The following is a 2,434-nucleotide window of genomic DNA, read 5'->3' as shown; positions in this document are numbered from 1 at the left end:
TTATCACCAACATTATTTGACATAGAGCCTTTTTTATTCAGTTGTACAAATTGATTGTACAATCAATCAATAATTATATTGATAATATTTAAAAATAAAAAAATATTTTAATCTAAATCTTGACTAATAATATTGGTAGATGTACAATATATGCAAGAAGAGTATCAAATTAATTATTCTAGCAATACATAACACAATATTCTAATATAATTGCGATATATATTTTTTATCTTTAGTCTGTATATGTTGTTGTTTGTTGCTAGATGGAGCAAATATCATTTTATAATATTTTAGTATAATTAAAGGGGGATTTCTTATGAAAAATCTAATCAAAAGAACTTTGAGCCTAACGATGGCTCTATTAATGGTGTTTGGCATTTTTGCCAGTGCTACAAGTATATTCGCTGAATAAGGTAATCCAGAAAATAAGGTCATTAGTAATCTGACAGTATCTGGTCATGGTAAGTTTAGCAGAATACGTGGAACAGTTGATTTAAGTAAAACTGTAAGTATGGGAGAGTTGAGATTGATAGAAGGTACAGACAATCAATATACAGGTACATTAAACAGTTCTGTAGAGTCTACAGACTTGTTTGCTGGGGCATATGAACTTTATCAGAATAAATTTGAAAATGAGAGTACTGTTTTTGGTAACTTTAGGAATCTTGTTATGTTTGATAAAGGTGAACAGTTCCCAACTCTTACTTATACTGTAAATTTTCCAAGTAATATTACAGTTGATACAGCTAATATAAAAGCAATAGAAAAAACTAGTGCAATTAGTAAAATTGAAACGGTTGCTTCAAAACACTCAGTGACATTTACATTATATCTTGGTAATTGGGAAGATTATGAAGGTTTTTTCAAACATATTAAGGATGAACAGGGGTATTTTGGTAATACTATAGATATTTCAATCCCATTTAAAGTAGATGCATCTAATATAACGGGTGATTCTCTTGGTACGATTACTGGAACGGGATTATGTAGTCTTTATAAGTATGGTAGAATTTTTAGTGGCACAGAAATCGTGCACATAACATCCAATAATTCTTTTGATTTGAAGAGGTAATTGAAAATGAGGAATATAAAACAAATTCTAGGAAAATTTAGTATTTTAAGTCTATCATTGGCTATGGTAATTATTCCTGCTACTTCCGTTTTTGCAGGTGCCAACGAGGATGTATTATCATATATGCATGATGTTGATATGATTACTGGAGATATGGATGATAAAACTGAGCAAACGTTAAAAGATAATTATTGGGTAGATTTAGAAAAGAGAAAGGTTTTGAATGTAGCTACTAAAGCGAATGTAGATGATAAATATATGACTGGGTTATTCCCTAAGTATATTACACAACCATCTGATACAGCAGTAAATCCAATAGCTGCCTTTCATGGTCTTGATTTATATTCACCAGTTAATAACTTTCCTAATACAGGAATACGATCAAATGGACATACTTTAGACACGGCTTATTACGAAACTTTAAAGTGGTATGCAAAATTACCGTCAGATGCATGGAGAAATCCTTATAACTTCACTCAGGATAAAATCTTGAAAGCAGATGAAGTTGCTAATCCTGATGAGAAGCTGGCTGTGTACAGTGACTTGTATGCAAAGGGGTCAAGTAATTCATCAGAAGTTGGTAAGTATAATAGAGGTGATGAAATACCATTGGAATTTTCCCTAAACCTATCATGGTTTAAACGATATTTGAATGGATTCACTTTAGAAATGCTTGGTGGAGGAGGAACAACACTACAAAACATCGATACGCGAGCAGGTCAGTTTGTTGTTTCTGATTCAGGTTTAGCCTTCACTATTGATATACCACAAGGAGTTAGTGTTTCTGCTACTCCTCAAGTAAAAGTTCAAGGTCTAGAAGGTTTTTCAGCAACAACTTCTAGAGAAGATGGTAAATTAGTTGTAAGACTTAGCAAAGATGAAAAGTCTAAAAAATATAAGTGGAAAGAATTATTGGAAAGAATTTATGCTATTGACGCAAGTAACATTCGCGTGGGTATTTCTGGGTTGAAAGTTGATAACAATGCTATACCTGATTCTCAAATAACTTTAAAAGCTTCAGTAGCAGGTTTTTATGATTTTGCATTGTCTGAGACAGAAGTTTTTTATTCACCACAAGCTAATAATACAATACCTTTGGCAGCTAATAATACAATGCCTTTGGCAACAACCAATTTACCGAGAAATGCAGACAGATATTACACATTTTTTGCAGCTAAGCAAAGCAATGAAGGTAGGGATGCAAATGCCCCTACTGACAAGCCAAACTTAATATCATATACCTTCAAGGTAAATAAGGCTCCTGATAATCCAGGAGGAGGCGGTGGCGGAGGAACAACGCCAGATCCTGGTAGGGTAGACGGAGACGATAGGGTTGAAACAGGAATAAAGATTTCTCAAAAG

Annotated in this window: 2 protein-coding genes; both read left to right on the top strand. The window is 32.9% G+C overall.

The features are described from left to right. The first annotated feature begins 526 nt into the window (after window positions 1-526). Window positions 527-1,072 (top strand): hypothetical protein, encoded by a 546-nt coding sequence (locus HMPREF0634_RS07080; protein ID WP_040565883.1) that lies wholly within the window; start codon window positions 527-529, stop codon window positions 1,070-1,072. A 6-nt stretch (window positions 1,073-1,078) separates the two neighbouring features. Further along, the coding region (locus tag HMPREF0634_RS07075; RefSeq protein ID WP_040565882.1) for a hypothetical protein at window positions 1,079-2,434 on the top strand (1,356 nt) is incomplete at its 3' end.

It is taken from the genome of Peptostreptococcus stomatis DSM 17678, assembly GCF_000147675.1.
Lineage (GTDB): Bacteria > Bacillota > Clostridia > Peptostreptococcales > Peptostreptococcaceae > Peptostreptococcus > Peptostreptococcus stomatis.
This window is presented reverse-complemented; position numbering and strand designations above follow the sequence as displayed.